We start from the raw sequence: 15,037 nt of genomic DNA on the forward strand, positions 1-15,037 counted from the left end.
GAAGATGAAGGTCAGCAGCGAGGCGACCGCCTTGGTGATCTCCTCCACCCGGGTGTCGTCGTATTTGTGCCCGATGGTGCGCCAGAAGAATTCCGAATGCAGCAGGGTCCACAGCCGCAGCAGCCGCAGGAAGCCGAGGTTGAACAGCCAGGCGGGGAACAGCAGGGTCGCCAGCACGAACAGATCCACCCAGGTCGCCGGCTTCTTCAGCCAGTCCTTGATGTCCGTATGGGCCAGCGCTCGGGCCGCGAGGTCCACGATCAGGATGGCGGCGATCAGATAGTCGATCACATAGAAGACCAGCCCGGCTTCATGGAGGATCGGCGCGGCCAGGAAGAAGGCGATAATGGCGAAATCGACGACGATGACCGCCAGCCGGAACCGCACCGCCAGCGGCGACGAGCCGTGGTAGAGGTAGCGCAGCCGGGCCCGCAGGCGCAGGCCTTCCGCGTGCGGCGGCTCGACCGCTGTGGCGGACTTTCGGGCGGCCTTTCGGGCGGGCGACTGGCGACTCATGGCCCAGCTTAACGCCGTTCTCTCGTCTCAGGTCCAGTCTGGCCCTATATGGAGGCTGAAATGACCCGTCCCTTCGTCAAGATGAACGGCGCCGGCAACGACTTCGTCGTCGTCAATGCGCTGGAAACGCCGTTCACGCCGACGGTCGAGCAGGTGCGCGCCATCGCAGACCGCGAGACGGGCGAGGGCTGCGACCAGCTGATCTCCATCGAACCCTCGGCCGACGCCGACGCTTTCATGCGCGTGTGGAACGCCGACGGGAGCATGGTCGAGACCTGCGGCAATGCCCTGCGCTGCGTGGGCTGGGTGCTGATGGAGTCCACCGGCAAGGACCGGGTGGTGATCGACACCGCCGGCGGGCCGACCGTCGCCACCCGCGCGGCGGGCGGCCAGGTGACCGTCGACATGGGCGCGCCGCGTCTGGACTGGACCCAGGTGCCGCTGGCCGAGGAGATGGACACCCGCGGGATCGAGCTTCAGGTCGGGCCGATCGACGATCCCGTCCTGCACACGCCGGGCGCGGTCTCGATGGGCAATCCGCACGTGGTCTTCTTCATGGACCACGCGCCGAACGACGGCTTCGTGCGCGGCTCCGGCTCGCTGGTCGAGCATCACCCGCTGTTTCCGGAAGGGGTCAATGTCGGCTTCGTCCACGCCCTGTCGCCCGATCACATCCGCCTGCGGGTGTGGGAGCGCGGCGCGGGCCTGACCAAGGCCTGCGGCACCGGCGCCTGCGCGGCCCTGGTCGCCTCGGCCCGTCGCGGCGTCACCGGGCGTCACGCCACGGTGGACGTCGACGGCGGCCGCCTGATGATCGACTGGGACGAGGCCTCGGACCATGTCTTCATGACGGGGCCGATCGAGGTCGAGCGGGCGGGGCTGCTGAGCCTTTGATCGGCGCCCTGCTTCTGGCGTTGACGATGCAGCAGTCGGGTCCCGTCTGGGTCCAGCAGGGCCAGCATCCGTACACTGTGTCCTCAAGCTCGATGCAGCCCGGCTTGCAAGAAGGCGATGTGGTCGTCGCCGACCGGCCGGGTGGTGAATGTGGCGCGACCACGCCGACGCCAGGCGATGTCGTGATCGTCGATCATGACGGCGCGCCGTGGGTTCGCAGGATCGTCGCCGGGCCGGGTCAGACGGTGCGGATGCACGGGGGCGTGCTGTACATCGACGGTCATCCCGTCCCGCGGGAGGCCGCGCAGTCCGGAACAGCCCAGCCATTCGGGGAGCATTCGAGCGTGCACGGCATGCCGTTCAGCGTGTGGCGCGAGACCCTGCCTTCGGGACGAAGCTGGCTGACCCTCGATCTCGGCCCCGATCAACCCCTGGACGACATGCCGGAGATCCGGATCCCGGAAGGCCACTGGTTCGGGATGGGCGATAATCGCGACAATGCCGTGGACGACCGAGTGGGGGGGCCGACCGCCGCGTCGCGCCTGTGCGGTGTTGTGGTTCGTGTCGCGCGCTCGCAGGAGCCGTCGCGGGTCGGAACCCGATCCTAGCGATGCCGCCGGGCGATCAGCGCCCAGACGGTCACGGCGACGCCGGCGCCGAGACCGATCCAGCCGATCCCGTCCCAGACGCCGTCGCCCAGCAGCGCGCCGACCAGTCCGATCAGGGACAGAACGGCCACGACCAGCGGAACGGCGAAGATGGCCTTCAGGTCTAGCGGACCGGTCTTCATTTCGCGTCCCGCCTCGCCGACCGATGCTTGACCCACCAGAGGTAAAGCCCGCTGCCCAGAATGACGATGGTCGCCAGGTCGAGCAGGGCCCACAGGATCTTCAGCGGCAGGCCGCCGTAGTCGCCGAAATGCAGCGGCTGCGAGAGGGACAGGGTCTTCACATACCAGGGCGCGGGCGCGACCGCGGCCAGCTCGCCGGTCCGCGCGTCGATCAGGGCGGGCGTCGTCAGATGCTCGGTCAGCGGCGTGTCGCCGTGGAAGAAGACCGCATAGTGGTTCTCGGTCGAATAGGTGGAGCCGGGGAAGGCCACGAACTGCAGGGTCATGCCCGGCAACGCCTGCCTGGCCCGCTCGACGGCGGCGTCCAGCGAGCTGCGCTCAGTCAGGCTGACGGGCGCGTCATAGGCGGCGGTCAGCGTCTTCAGGGCGTCATCCTTCCAGTAGGCGATGATCGGCACGGCCAAGGTGTTGACCACGCCCGTGACGCCGACGACCAGCACCCACGCCACGGTCACCACCCCCAGCAGGTTGTGATAGTCGAGCCAGCGCGTCCGCGCGGCCTTGCCCGCCCGCACCGTGCCGAACGGCAGGCGGCGCATGAAGGGGGCGTAGAGCACCACGCCGGACACCAGCGCCGCCACCAGCAGCAGGCCCATGGCGCCGAGGAACAGCATCCCCGCAAGCCCCAGGAACATGTCGGTGTGCAGCTGCAGAATGAACTCCATCACCGGGTGGCCCGCCACCAGCGGAGCCGCCTCGCCGGTGAACTGGTCGATCGGCTGGAAGCTGTATTTCCCGTCGGGACCGTTCGGATCGATGCTGGTGACGTTCACCACCGGCCGTTCCACGTCAAAGCTCATGAAGGCCGGAACCTCGCCCGGCTTGCGAGCGAGGGCGACGTTCAGGACCTGGTCGAGGTTCAATTTCGGAGCGCTCGGGTCGGCCGGTGCGGCGACTTCGTGGGCCAGCAGGACGTGATCCAGCTCGTGCGTGAAGACGAGCGGAAGCCCCGTGACGCACAGCATCAGCAGGAAGGCGGTCGAGACCAGGCTCGACCACTTGTGGACCCAGCTCCAGGCCCTGATCGCGCCCGGCTTCATCCGGCTCAGAAGTCCGTCGAGATCGACACCCGGAGGGTGCGCGGGGCGCCGAGCGTCAGGTAGTTGGCGCCCGGATAGCCGCCGGCGGCGACCCACTGGTCTTCGTCCGTCAGGTTCTCGACCCGTGCGCGGAGGGTCAGCGGACGCTCACCGGCCTCGAACTCATAACGCACGCCGGCGTCGAAGCGGGTCCACGAGTCCAGCTCGACGGTGTTGTCGGCGCTGACCGGCTGCGATCCGGTGTAGATGGCGCGGCCCTCGAGGGTCAGGCCCGAAACCGCCGCCACGTCCCATTCGACATTCAGATTGGCCTGGACTTCCGGCACGCCGATGGCCGCCTTGCCCGACAGCGCGGGGGTGATGGAGCGGGTGACCTCGGCGTCCATCAGCGTCAGGCCGCCCAGCAGGCGAAGGCCCTCGACCGGCTCGCCATAGACGGCGAACTCGACGCCCTGGTTCCGCTGCTCGCCGCCGGCGCTGTAGATTCGGGTGACGGGATCGAACGACTCGTTCGGCAGGGTGATGCGGAAGGCGTTCAGCGAGGCGCCGAAGCCGCCGCCGTCATACTTGACCCCCGCCTCGATCTGTTCGCCGCGGAAGGGATCGAGCGCCTCGCCCTGGTTGGCCACGGGAACGGGCGTGACACCGAGGTCCGGGGTGTCGCCGGGGATGTCGGCGTTGACCGTGGCGGGCGCGATCTTTCCGGGGATCAGGGCCTCGGCGTAGTTGGCGTAGATCGAGATTCGGTCCGAAGGCTTGTAGACCACGGCGAAGGCCGGCGTGACCGCGTCGCCCTCATAGGACGAGAGCGGCGCGCCGGTGTTGTAGTCGTACGACCGGGTCTCGACCTCCTGATAGCGGGCGCCGACCGTGGCCAGCAGGCGGCCGTCGAGGAAGGACAGCTGGTCGGCGATCGCGATGCTGGAGGTAATCGACCGCTCGGTCGTCAGCGGGTCGGACAGGTCGCCCCCGACGAAGAAGTTCGGGACCGGCGGGGCGACGTCTACGGGGTTGTAGAGGTTGCTCGGGAAGCCGGCGAAGCTGGAGAAGGCGTAGGCGTTCGCCGACTTCAGCTGCACCTGCGAGGCCGAAGCCACCAGGCGGTGTCCGACCGGTCCGGTGGTCAGGTCGGCGCGGACGCCGATGTCGCCGGACCAGACGGCATCCTCGCGCACATTGTCGAAGCGGTAGGCGCTCAGCGCGCCGTCGGGGGCCGCGCTCGGATTGGCCAGGACGTTGTCCTCCTTGCCGCTGCGGCCGCCGAAGGCCGCCCAGACGGTGACGTCGTCGGTCAGGTCGAACTCGCCGCGGGCGACGCCGAACAGCTGTTCCTCGTCGGTGTAGGTCCAGGGCTGGGCGAAATTGCCGTCCGCCGAGGGCGGCGTCGGGATGGCGCCGAGCGGGGTGACCGTCGGGCGCGGAGCGTCGATGTGGTGGTTCTGCCAGCCGAGGTCGGCCGAGAAGCGGGCGCGGTCGCCGCGGCGGTCGAGGCCGAGGCCCAGCACCTGAAGCTCGCGGTTCTCGCCATCGACCGTGCTCTCGCCGTCGCGGGCCGCGACGTTCAGGCGGGCGCCCCACGCCTTGTCGGCGCCGAAGCGGCGCGAGAAGTCGCCGGCGGCGTAGAGGGCGTCGCCGCCGTCCCAGCCCAGGGTCAGGCGGTTCAGCGGCGTGTCGCTGGCGCGCTTGGGCGTCAGGTTGAAGGCGCCGCCGACGCCGCTGCCGCCGGGTGCGGCGCCGTTCAGGAAGGCCGTGGCGCCATGGAAGACCTCGACCCGCTCGATGAACTCGGAGGCCACGAACTGGCGCGGCAGGATGCCGTACAGGCCGTTCCAGGTCATGTCGTCCGAGTACACGGGGAAGCCGCGGATGACGTACAGCTCCTGGAAATTGCCGAAGCCCTTGGTGACGCGCACCGCCGGGTCGTTCTGCAGCACGTCGCCGACGCTGCGGGCCTGCTGGTCGCGGGCCAGTCGCTCGGTGTAGCTGGTCACGGCGAAGGGCGTGTCCATCACGTCCTGCGAGCCGAACATGCCCACGCGCCCGCCGGTGGCGACCTGGCCGCCGGCATAGGGCGGGGCCTGCCGGACCTGCGAGCCGGTGACGACGACCTCACCCAGCTCGGTGGTCTGGGCCTCCTGCGCGAAGGCGGGGGCCGCGGCCAGTCCGGCGACGGTGGTGGAGAGCAGCAGGATGGAGCGGAGAGTCACGGGATCGCCTTGGGGGAGGGCTGATATTGAGAACGGCTCGCAGTAACAGCCGCCCTCCGCCCTGACAACCGATCTGGCGGGCGGGCCTTTCGCCGCAGGGGGCCAGGTCGGCGGAAATCCGCTCAAAACGCGCCGCCCGCTGTCACATTTTCCGGACAGTCTCGGCTTATCCCGGCGTTCAAACCCCGCGCCGCCGGGACGCGGCTTCCCTCGCGTCAGCGGTTGTCCCTTCCGGCCCCGCGCACTAGGAACAGGGTCGAACTGAACACGCGCGAAGGCGCGACCGGAAACGCCGAGAGCCATGCCCGACCTGACAGACAAGCAGACCTTCTCCGACCAGGACGCGCTGGACTTCCACCGCTTCCCCGCTCCGGGCAAGATCTCGATGGCCCCGATCAAGCCCATGGCGACCCAGCGCGACCTGTCGCTGGCCTACTCGCCGGGCGTGGCGGTGCCGGTCCTGGCCATCGCCGCCGATGTCGACAAGGCCTACGACTACACCTCCAAGGGCAATCTGGTCGCCGTCATCTCGAACGGCACGGCCATCCTGGGCCTCGGCAACCTCGGCCATATGGCGTCCAAGCCGGTGATGGAGGGCAAGGCCGTCCTGTTCAAACGCTTCGCCGACGTCGACAGCTTCGACATCGAGGTGAAGACCACCGATCCGGACGAGTTCATCACCGTCGTCAAGAACATCGGCGACACCTGGGGCGGCATCAATCTGGAGGACATCAAGTCCCCCGAATGCTTCGAGATCGAAAGCCAGCTGCAGGACCTGCTGGATATCCCGGTCTTCCATGACGACCAGCACGGCACGGCCATCATCTCGACCGCCGGCCTGATCAACGCGGCCCACATCGCCGGCAAGAAGCTGGAAGACCTGAAGGTCGTTCTGGTCGGCGCCGGCGCCGCGGGCCTGTCGTCCATCGGCCTGATGAAGGCGGCGGGCGTCCGGGCCGAGAACACCGTGATCCTGGACCGCGACGGCGTCGTCTACCGGGGCCGCCCCAACATCGACCAGTGGAAGGCGGCGCACGCCACCGACACGCCGCACCGTACGCTGGAAGAGGCCATGGTCGGCGCCGACGTGGTGCTGGGCCTGGCCGCCAAGGGCGCCATCACCAAGGAGATGGTGGCCTCGATGGCGCCCAATCCGATCATCTTCGCCATGGCCAATCCGGACCCGGAGATCACGCCGGAAGACGTGCGCTCGGTGCGCTCGGACGCCATCATCGCCACCGGCCGGTCGGACTATCCGAACCAGGTCAACAATGTGCTGGGCTTCCCCTACATCTTCCGCGGGGCGCTGGACGTGCGCGCCCGCCGCGTGAACCACGAGATGAAGGTCGCCTGCGCCGAGGCCCTGGCCGCCCTGGCCCGCGAGGACGTGCCGGACGAGGTCGCCGCCGCCTATCGCGGGCGCAAGCTGAAGTTCGGCCCGGACTACATCATCCCGTCGCCGTTCGACCCGCGCCTGATCTGGTTCATCCCGCCGTTCGTGGCCCAGGCCGCCATGGACACCGGCGTGGCCCGCCAGCCGATCGAGGACATGGACGCCTACCGCGTCTCCCTGCGCCAGCGCCTCGATCCGTCGGCCGCTCTGATGCAGAACATCTCGGGCGCGGTGCGCGCGGCCCCGAACAAGCGGGTCGTGTTCGCCGAGGGCGAGGAAACAGCCGTGATCCGCGCCGCCTGGGGCTTCAAACAGGCCGAGCTGGGCACGCCGATCCTGCTGGGCCGCGAGGAGCTGATCCGCAAGAACGCCGCCGAGGCCGGTCTGAACTTCGACGAGATGGGCATCGAGATCATCAACGCCCGGATCAGCCACCAGAACGAGGAGTACACCGACTGGCTGTACGCCAAGCTGCAGCGTCGGGGTTATCTGCGCCGCGACGTGCAGCGGATGATCAACCAGGACCGCAACTACTTCGGCGCGACCATGATCGCGCGCGGCCAGGCCGACGCCATGGTCACCGGCGTGACCCGCAACTTCAACATGGTGCTCAAGGAGGTCCGCCGCGTCCTGGACGTGAAGGAGCGGATGATCGGCCTGTCGATCCTGCTGGCCAAGGGCCGCACCCTGTTCGTCGCCGACACCTCGATCCACGAACTGCCCAACGCCGAGGAACTGGCCGAGATCGCCATCCAGGCGGCCGCCACCGTGCGCAAGCTGGGCAAGACCCCGCGCGTGGCCTTCCTCAGCTACTCGACCTTCGGCAACCCTCCCGGCGATCGCGGCGAGAAGGTGCGCGAGGCGATCCGCATCCTCGACAGCAAGGGCGTGGACTTCGAATACGAAGGCGAGATGCCGCCGGAGCTGGCGCTGGATCCGGAACTGCGCGGGCGCTACCCGTTCATGCGCCTGACCGGCCACGCCAACGTCCTGGTCATGCCGGCCATTCATTCAGCCGCCATCTCGACGCGGCTGGTCCAGTCCCTGGGCGGCGCGACCGTGATCGGCCCGCTGCTGGTCGGTCTGGAGAAGTCGGTGCAGATCGTGTCGCTGGGGGCCTCGGTCAGCGAGATCATCACCGCCGCGACCTTCGCCGCCTACGAAGAAGGCGCCGAAGGCGAGGAGTAGGGCCTGACGGCCGCCCGGGCTTTCAGACCTGGGCGGCGGCCAGCTTGCGGCGTTCAAGGGCGCCGCGCACCCACTCGGCGATGCAGAACACCACCGCCAGCAGGCCCAGCCAGGCGGCGATGGCGAACATGGGCGCATAGCCTTGGGCGTCGATCAGCTCGCCCAGGGCGCCGCGGCCCAGGGTGCCGATCAGCAGGGCCAGCGAGATGAAGACCGCGAACTGGACCGCGCCGAACATCTTGTTCGATAGGGCGGACAGATAGGCCACGAAGGCCGCGCCCGCGAAACCGCCGGCGATGTTCTCGCCGGAGATGGCCAGCATCAGCCGCGACAGGGGCTCGCCGATATGGAAGGCGCCGAACAGGCCGTAGAGGCCCGTCGTCCGCATGAAGGAGTCGATCACCGGCGCGCCCAGCGCCAGATCCATCATCAGGAGATTGGTCGCGGCGCTGAGGATCGCGCCGATCAACAGGCTCCACATCCGGCCGATGACCAGCAGCGCCCATCCCCCCAAGGCGATGCCGACGATGGTCATGACGACGCCGAAGGTCTTGGACGCCAGCGCCACCTCGGCCTTGGTGTGGCCCAGCGCGCCGCCGGTGTCGCCCATGTAGAAGGGAAAGGCGAACGGACCCCAGACCCCGTCGGTGATCCGGTAGGTCAGGATCAGCCCCAACACGATCACCGCGCCCCAGCCCAGCCGCCCCATCAGCTCGACCAGCGGGGCCAGGATGGCGTCGTAAAGCGTATCGGCCAGACGCGGCAGGGCGACCGCCTCCGCTTCGGTCGCCGCCCGACCTTTCCAGACGATCAGGCCGGCCAGGCCGGCGGGCAGGATGACGGTGGCCGCGACGATCCACGGGCCCCAATCGGCGGTGAACTCGCCCGCGCTGGGCGCCGGAGAGGTGGTCAGGGCGGTGATCATGAAGTTGACCAGCATGAAGGCGGCCCACGCCCAGGCCGCCAGCGTGGCGACAAGGACGGCCAGTCGCAGGCGCGGCGACCCGATCCGCTCGCGCGCCACGGCCGCCCGGGAGGTCGCTTCCGGCTCCGGAGCGATCAGGGTGCCGATGATTCCCACCCCCATCAGCAGAGCGCCGACGGCGAAGACGCCGGGCCAGCCGAGGATGGTCGCCAGCAGCAGGGCGCCGGCGCCGCCGACCAGGGCGGCGGTGCGATAACCCAGCTGATAGATGGTCGAAAGCAGGTCGATCGGCGTCTTCTCGTCCGCGACCTCGATCCGCCAGGCGTCGATGACGATGTCCTGGGTGGCGAAGGCGAAGGCGCCCAGGGCCGCGCCCAGGGCCAGCGGGCCCAGCACGCCGGTGCCCGGATGGGACAGGGCGACCAGCCCCAGCGCCGCGGCGATGACGATCTGCAGGACGATCAGCCAGCTGCGCCGGCGGCCGAGCCGTTTGCCGAGGACGGGCGGGGTCCAGCTGACGGCGGGGGACCAGAGGAAGCGGAAGGCGCCGAACAGGCCGATCCAGCTCAGGATGCCGATGGTCGCGACCGGAATCTTCTCCTCGGTCAGCCAGGCGTTCAGGGTGCCGATCAGCATGGCGAAGGGCAGGCCGGCGGAGAAGCCCAGCAACAGCATGGCCAGCGTCCGGCGTTCGCGGAAGGCGGCCTTCAGGACGCCCAGCCCTTTCGGGGCGGGCTGAAGGGCGGCGACCTCGCTGGCGGGCGTGGTGCTGTCGGTCATGGGCGCGTCTCCGGACGCCCCCCAACTCTTGCGAATTACGGCGTCGTCAAATCAGACGGCGACCTTGGCGCGGACTTCGCGGTTCGTCCAGCGGCTGAGGGCGGAGCGCAGCGACTCCAGCTCCAGCGGCTTGACCAGATGGTCGTTCATCCCCGCCTCGAGGCAGGCCTTGCGGTCCTCGGCGAAGGCGTTGGCGGTCAGGGCGACGATGGGGGTCCGGTCGCCGCGGGCGCGCAGCTCGCGGGCGGCGGTCGGACCGTCCATGCCGGGCATGCGCATGTCCATGAAGACCAGGTCGTAGCGGGCCCGCTTCATGGCCTCCAGCGCCTCGTCGCCGCTGGCGGCGGTCTCGACGGCGCAGCCCTCGCGCTTGAGCAGGGTCGAGGCCAGCAAGGCGCCGACGGGGTTGTCCTCGACCAGCAGGACCCGCGTGCCCGAGAAACGGCCGGGCAGGACGCGGTCGTCGTCGGCTAGAGGGGCGGGCGGGGGGCCGGGCAGGCGGGCGGTCTGGCTGCCGGCGGCGGCCAGCACCCGCTCGGCCAGCGAGGCGCGGCGCAGCGGCTTGATCAGATAGCCGTGGAAGCCGGCGGACCGGTAACGGGCGATGAGGTCGCGCTCGGACGGCTTGAGCAGGACCACGGCGCGGCTGTCAGCGGGGCGGACGGCCAGGCCGTGGGCGCTTTCGCGCGCCGCGTGGTCGATGAGGACGACGGACGCGCCGTCCACGACCACGCCGCCCGAGGCCTCGATCTGGGCCATGGCGGTGCGCCGCACGAAAGGATCGGGGCTGATGACGCTGACCGCCTGTCCGGCCAGCGGGCGACCGCGCTCGGCGTCGGGCGCGGCGTCGAAGGCGGCCTCGAAGTGGAAGCGGGCGCCGGGGCCGTCGGGTCGGTCGCTGACCGAGACCGAGCCGTCCATGGCGGCCGCCAGTTTGCGCACCACGGCCAGGCCGAGGCCGGCGCCGCCGAAGCGGCTGGCGTCGGTGGCGTCGACGTGGCCGAATTCCTCGAAGATGCGCTCGCGCGCCTCGGCCGGGACGCCCGGGCCGGTGTCATCGATGATGAAGGCCAGGCGCGGCTTGCCGGCGGTCCCGCCGGCGCGCTCCACGGCGATGCGGACCCCGCCCTGGGCGGTGAATTTGACGGCGTTGCCGGCCAGGTTGAACAGCACCTGACGCAGCCGGCCCTCGTCGGCCAGGACGTCGGGGGCGTCGGCGGCGACCGACCAGGCGATTTCGAGGCCGCGCTCGTGGGCGCGGGGGCTCAGCAGTTCGGCGACGCCGCGCACCAGGGATTCCAGATCGACCGGGGCGGCGTCGAACTCCAGCTTGCCGGCCTCCAGCCGGGCGTAGTCCAGCAGGTCGTTGACCAGGCCCAGCAGGTGTTCGGCGGACGACCGCGCGGCCTCGGCGTAGGCGCGCTGGGCGCCGTCCAGCCGGGTGCGGGACAGCAGGCCCAGCATGCCGATCACGCCGTTCAGGGGCGTGCGCATCTCGTGGCTCATGAGGCGCAGGAACTGCTGTTCCGCCGACGCCCCGCCCGCCGCCTGCGGAGCTGTCGCCGTCGTCGCCTTGTCCGTCCGTCGCCGCGCCATGCCTGTCTCCCTCAAGCACAGCCTGCCCTGAAGACGTTAAGACATCACCACGCGGCGGTCGGCGCGAACGGGGCCGGGGTCTCGGCGCGGCGGGCCTCGAAGGCGCCTTCGGCCTCGGTGGTGTTGCGGCGATAGATCAGGGCTTCGGCCACATGGCGGCGCAACACGCCGTCGCAGCCGTCCAGGTCGGCGATGGTGCGGGCCAGCCGGAGCGTCCGGGTCCAGCCGCGCGCTGTCAGACCGCCGACTTCCCCCGCCTTCATCAGCAGGGCCCGGCCCGGCCCATCGGGGGTGGCGAAGCGGTCCAGCGTCTCGCCCGAGGCGCGGGCGTTGACGGCCTGATCCTGCGCCGTCTCGGGATCGATCCCGGCGGCGCGCAGCCGATCCGCCTGCATCAGACGGGCGGTCAGCACCCGGGCCGCGGCCTCGGCCGTGCCTTCGGCGGGCGGCGGCAGGGCCATGTCCGATGCGGTCACCGGCGGCGTCTCCACCGTCAGGTCGATGCGGTCGAACATCGGGCCGGAGATGCGGTTGCGGTAGTCGCGCTGGCAGCGCGGGGCCTTGCCGCAGGCCCCGCGCCCGGCCCCGCCCATCCCGCAACGGCAGGGGTTCATGGCCGCGATCAGCTGGAACCGCGCCGGGTAGCGGACGTGGGCGTTGGCGCGGGCGACCACGATCTCGCCCGTCTCCAGCGGTTGCCGCAGGGAATCGAGCGCCTGGGCGCTGTATTCCGGCAGTTCATCCAGGAAGAGGACCCCGTTGTGGGCCAGAGACGCCTCGCCCGGCTTGGCCCGCAGGCCGCCGCCGGTCAGGGCGGCCATGGAGGCCGAATGGTGCGGAGCCCGGAACGGCCGGTCGCGGGTCAGGGCGCCGCGCTCGATAAGCCCGGCCACCGACCAGACCATCGAGGTCTCCAGCAGTTCCTTGGGCGTCAGCGGCGGCAACAGGCCGGGCAGGCGCGCCGCCATCATCGACTTGCCCGAGCCCGGCGGGCCGACGAAGAGCAGGTTGTGGCCTCCCGCGGCGGCGATCTCCAGCGCCCGCTTGGCGCTTTCCTGTCCCTTGACCTCGCGCAGGTCGGGGATGCGGTCGCCTGACCGCATCGCCCCCGGCTCGGGCCGGCGCAGCACCTGGGTTCCCTTGAAGTGGTTGACCAGGGCGATCAGCGAGCGCGGGGCCAGCACCGCCACATCGCCCGCCCAGGCGGCTTCCGGCCCGTTGGCCTCCGGACAGATCAGGCCCAGCCCCAGGGCGTCGGCGGCGACCGCGGCGGGCAGGGTCCCGCCCACCGGCGCGATCCGCCCGTCCAGCCCCAACTCGCCGATGGCGGCCCAGCCGGACAGGGCGTCGGGCGGGACGACCCCCATCGAGGCCAACAGGGCCAGGGCTATGGGCAGGTCGAAATGATTGCCTTCCTTGCGCAGGTCCGCCGGCGCGAGATTGGCGATGATCCGCATGGACGGCAGGGCCAGCCCGATGCCCGCGAAGGCGCCACGCACCCTTTCCCGGCTCTCGGCCACCGCCTTGTCGGCGAGGCCGACGAGGGTGAAGCTGCCCTCGTTCCCCGAATGCAGCTGCGACACCTGCACATCGACCCGCCGGGCGTCGACGCCTTCGAAAGCCACCGTGACGACGCTGGCGTGCATCGTGTCCTCCCGCTATCCGGGAAAGAACGAAACACGAACCGACAACCTTTGCAAGAGCGGCGTTACGCCGTCAGCGGCGCAGATCCGCCTCAGGGGCGAGCGTGTGAATGACCTCGCCTTCAGCGTTCAGGAATTCGATGGCTCCATAGCCTTCCGGCGTGACCGTCATGCGGACCCGGGTGCGATCGTCCTTGTCGGCGAGGGCGACGGAGGGGGCGCCGTCCGCGGCCACGCTCAGTCGAATTCGTGTCGAGGTCTGGACGCCCGGGACGAGACGGTTGTCCAGCGCCGGTTCGCGGATCAGGGGCGGGGCCTGATTGATGGTGAAGTTGACGGAGCCGTCGGGCGACACCCGCCAGCCGATGGCGTCCATGGCCGGATGGTCGAGAGCCAGAACGGCCAATCCGCCGTCCACGTCGGCGACGCCGAAACCGCCGCGTTCGCTGCCGTTCTCATCATAGAGTATCAGGCCCGCGACCCCGAAGGCGCGCCGATACTGGATGCCGTCGATGATCGGGGCCGGGGTGTCGGCGGCGAGGGTCATGCGGATCACGCCGTCCTCGCCGATGATGTCGATGCGGCTGGCGGTAATGCGGTCGTGATCCACGGCCGCGACCCGGACCTCGGGCTCCTGCGTGACGATGATCGAGCGCAGGGCCTCCACCGAGGGGCGGCGCGGGCCCTGGGGCGCTGTGTCCTGCGCCTCGGCCGGAACGACGGGAAGGACGGCGAACAGCAGGGCGGCGACGGCGACGGACTTCATGAACTGGAGCTTCCCAACGGCAAGGCTCAGGCCCCGCGCTTCTTCTCGATGGCGTCCCACATCAGGGCCGCCGCATTGATCCCGGTGAAGCGCAGCAGCTGCTGGGCGCCGGTGGGGGAGGTGACGTTGATCTCGGTCAGATAGTCGCCGATCACGTCGATGCCGACGAAGATCAGGCCGCGCGCCTTCAGCTCCGGGCCGATGATGGCGCAGATCTCCAGATCGCGGTCGGTCAGATCGACCGGCGCCGCCGTGCCGCCGACGCGCAGGTTGGAGCGGACCTGACCCTCGGGCGGGACGCGGTTGATGGCGCCGACCGGCTCGCCGTCGATCAGGATGATGCGCTTGTCGCCCTTGGACACGGCGGGGATGAATTTCTGGATCACCAGCGGATCGCGGCTGCCGGTGGCGTGGATTTCGATCAGGGCCTCGAGGTTGGGGTCGCCGGCCTTCAGCTTGACCACGCCCGAACCCGCCGCGCCGTGCAGCGGCTTCAGCACCACGTCGCCGTGCCGCTCGTGGAAATCGACGAGGGCTACGGGATCCGAGCTGATCAGGGTCGGCGGGGTCAGGCCAGGGAAGTGGGTGACCAGCAGCTTCTCGGGGGCGGAGCGCACCTCGGCCGGATCGTTCACGACGAGGGTCTTGGGGTGCACCGTCTCCAGAAGATAGGTGGCGGTGACATAGGCCATGTCGAACGGCGGATCCTGGCGCATCAGGATGACGTCGACGTCCTTGGACAGGTCCAGCTTCACCTCGTCGCCGAACGCCACATGGTCGCCGACCACCTGCTTCAGGGTCACCGGGCGGGCGCGGCAGAACAGGACGCCGTCCTCCAGCGCCAGGGTGCGGAAGTCATAGACCCAGACCGGATAGCCCCGGTCCTGGGCCTCCATGGCCTGCAGCCAGGTGGTGTCCGACTCAATGTTGACCCCTTCGATGGGGTCCATCTGGATCGCGACCTTCAGCATGAGCTGTCCTTCCGGTTGGGCAGCTTGGCTAATGGGTGGCCGCGAGGCTGGGCGCAACCCTTTGGGGCCGGAGCGGGGAAGTGATTGGTGGTTAGTGACTAGTGGGTGGCGGCTGAACCGCCGGTTCCAGGACGACCCCCGGACCGAGGACGCATCGAACCACTCATCACCAACCACCAATCACTAGCTGGGCTCTGCTCCCCACCCGGCGAGCTCGTCAGTTCAGCTGCAGTCGCACCCGGTCCACCGACATGCGGCGGCGGACTTC

The 15,037-nt window shown here is 69.8% G+C and carries 11 protein-coding genes and 1 pseudogene; 3 read left to right on the forward strand and 9 right to left on the reverse strand.

What is annotated here, in order from left to right; all coding sequences use genetic code 11:
• Positions 1-516 (reverse strand): annotated as a pseudogene (locus Q0C81_RS06240) (ion transporter); the annotation flags it as partial.
• 60 nt (positions 517-576) lie between these two features.
• Between Q0C81_RS06240 and dapF the strand changes: the two are divergent.
• Both dapF and lepB read left to right on the forward strand, forming a co-directional pair.
• Positions 577-1,410, forward strand: a complete 834-nt coding sequence (dapF, locus tag Q0C81_RS06245; protein WP_291835121.1) for a diaminopimelate epimerase — start codon at positions 577-579, stop codon at positions 1,408-1,410.
• Positions 1,407-2,018, forward strand: coding sequence for a signal peptidase I (gene lepB, locus Q0C81_RS06250; protein WP_291835124.1), 612 nt, complete (start codon positions 1,407-1,409; stop codon positions 2,016-2,018). Before dapF ends, lepB begins: the two co-directional genes overlap by 4 nt.
• On the opposite strand, the gene Q0C81_RS06255 is transcribed toward lepB, so the two are convergent.
• The 3 genes from Q0C81_RS06255 to Q0C81_RS06265 are packed head-to-tail and all read right to left on the reverse strand — an operon-like array spanning position 2,015 to position 5,507.
• Positions 2,015-2,200 carry a hypothetical protein gene (locus Q0C81_RS06255; RefSeq protein WP_291835126.1) on the reverse strand — a complete coding sequence of 62 codons (186 nt, stop codon included), beginning with the start codon at positions 2,198-2,200 and terminating at the stop codon, positions 2,015-2,017. The two genes, lepB and Q0C81_RS06255, sit on opposite strands and share 4 nt — an antisense overlap.
• A complete protein-coding gene (locus tag Q0C81_RS06260) occupies positions 2,197-3,396 on the reverse strand; it encodes a PepSY domain-containing protein (protein WP_291835129.1) in 1,200 nt (399 codons plus the stop codon). Before Q0C81_RS06260 ends, Q0C81_RS06255 begins: the two co-directional genes overlap by 4 nt.
• The gene (locus Q0C81_RS06265; protein WP_291835133.1) at positions 3,306-5,507 is read right to left on the reverse strand and encodes a TonB-dependent receptor; all 2,202 of its coding nucleotides are present in this window, start codon (positions 5,505-5,507) and stop codon (positions 3,306-3,308) included. Before Q0C81_RS06265 ends, Q0C81_RS06260 begins: the two co-directional genes overlap by 91 nt.
• 301 nt (positions 5,508-5,808) lie before the next feature.
• On the opposite strand from Q0C81_RS06265, the gene Q0C81_RS06270 reads away from it, so the two are divergent.
• Positions 5,809-8,088, forward strand: coding sequence for an NADP-dependent malic enzyme (locus Q0C81_RS06270; RefSeq protein ID WP_291835136.1), 2,280 nt, complete (start codon positions 5,809-5,811; stop codon positions 8,086-8,088).
• A 22-nt stretch (positions 8,089-8,110) separates the two neighbouring features.
• On the opposite strand, the gene Q0C81_RS06275 is transcribed toward Q0C81_RS06270, so the two are convergent.
• From Q0C81_RS06275 to gshB, 5 genes are all read right to left on the reverse strand, one after another.
• Positions 8,111-9,793 (reverse strand): beta-lactamase induction signal transducer, encoded by a 1,683-nt coding sequence (locus tag Q0C81_RS06275; RefSeq protein ID WP_291835139.1) that lies wholly within the window; start codon positions 9,791-9,793, stop codon positions 8,111-8,113.
• 51 nt (positions 9,794-9,844) lie between these two features.
• A complete protein-coding gene (locus tag Q0C81_RS06280) occupies positions 9,845-11,389 on the reverse strand; it encodes a response regulator (protein WP_291835142.1) in 1,545 nt (514 codons plus the stop codon).
• Positions 11,390-11,433: 44 nt separating this feature from the next.
• Positions 11,434-13,035 (reverse strand): YifB family Mg chelatase-like AAA ATPase, encoded by a 1,602-nt coding sequence (locus tag Q0C81_RS06285; RefSeq protein WP_291835148.1) that lies wholly within the window; start codon positions 13,033-13,035, stop codon positions 11,434-11,436.
• 70 nt (positions 13,036-13,105) lie between these two features.
• Positions 13,106-13,798 (reverse strand): hypothetical protein, encoded by a 693-nt coding sequence (locus Q0C81_RS06290; protein ID WP_291835151.1) that lies wholly within the window; start codon positions 13,796-13,798, stop codon positions 13,106-13,108.
• 26 nt (positions 13,799-13,824) lie between these two features.
• The gene (gshB, locus tag Q0C81_RS06295) at positions 13,825-14,769 is read right to left on the reverse strand and encodes a glutathione synthase (RefSeq protein ID WP_291835154.1); all 945 of its coding nucleotides are present in this window, start codon (positions 14,767-14,769) and stop codon (positions 13,825-13,827) included.
• Between the last annotated feature and the right edge of the window lie 268 nt (positions 14,770-15,037).

Source organism: Brevundimonas sp., assembly GCF_023259385.1.
Lineage (GTDB): Bacteria > Pseudomonadota > Alphaproteobacteria > Caulobacterales > Caulobacteraceae > Brevundimonas.